The organism is Mycobacterium sp. E1386 (genome assembly GCF_001672745.1).
Classification (GTDB): domain Bacteria; phylum Actinomycetota; class Actinomycetes; order Mycobacteriales; family Mycobacteriaceae; genus Mycobacterium.
Genome location: NZ_LZKH01000151.1, coordinates 1 through 577, shown reverse-complemented (window position 1 = coordinate 577; position 577 = coordinate 1). Strand labels below are relative to the sequence as shown.

The 577-nt window shown below is 67.1% G+C and carries 1 protein-coding gene; it reads right to left on the bottom strand.

What is annotated here, in order from left to right:
* A partial coding sequence (locus tag A5709_RS15845; protein WP_156768073.1) for an AMP-binding protein occupies window positions 1–577 on the bottom strand: 577 nt, incomplete at both ends.

The window sequence follows — 577 nt, the reverse complement described above, 5'->3', positions numbered from 1 at the left end:
CCATCGGCGCCCCAGCGCACCAGGTCGCCGGTGCGATACATGCGCGCGCCGGCCCCGCCGAACGGGCACGCGACGAACCGCGTCGCCGACAACCCCGACCGGCCCACATACCCATACGCCAAACCGCGCCCGGCCACATACAGCTCACCGACCACGCCCGCGGGCACGGGGTTAAGCCATGGGTCGAGCACGAAGAAGCCCAGATGCGCCAGCGGCAGCCCGATCGGGCTGGCGTTGACGTCGACGTCACCGTCGACGATCTTCCGGAACGAGGCGTGCACCGTGGTCTCGGTGATGCCGTACATGTTGATCAGATGCGGATAACCGGGGTGGTTGTGCAACCACTTGCCCAGCCGATGCGGCTCGAGCGCCTCGCCACCGAACACCACCGTCTGCAACTTCGACTCTTTGCCCAGCTCGGGCGCGAGGACAGAGAACGCCGACGGCGTCTGGCTGAGCACACTGACCTGTTCGCGAACCAGCATGGCGTGCAACTCTTTCGGCGAGCGCACGACGTTGTCGGGCACCATCACCAGCCGGCCGCCGTACAACAGCGACCCGAAGATCTCCCACACCG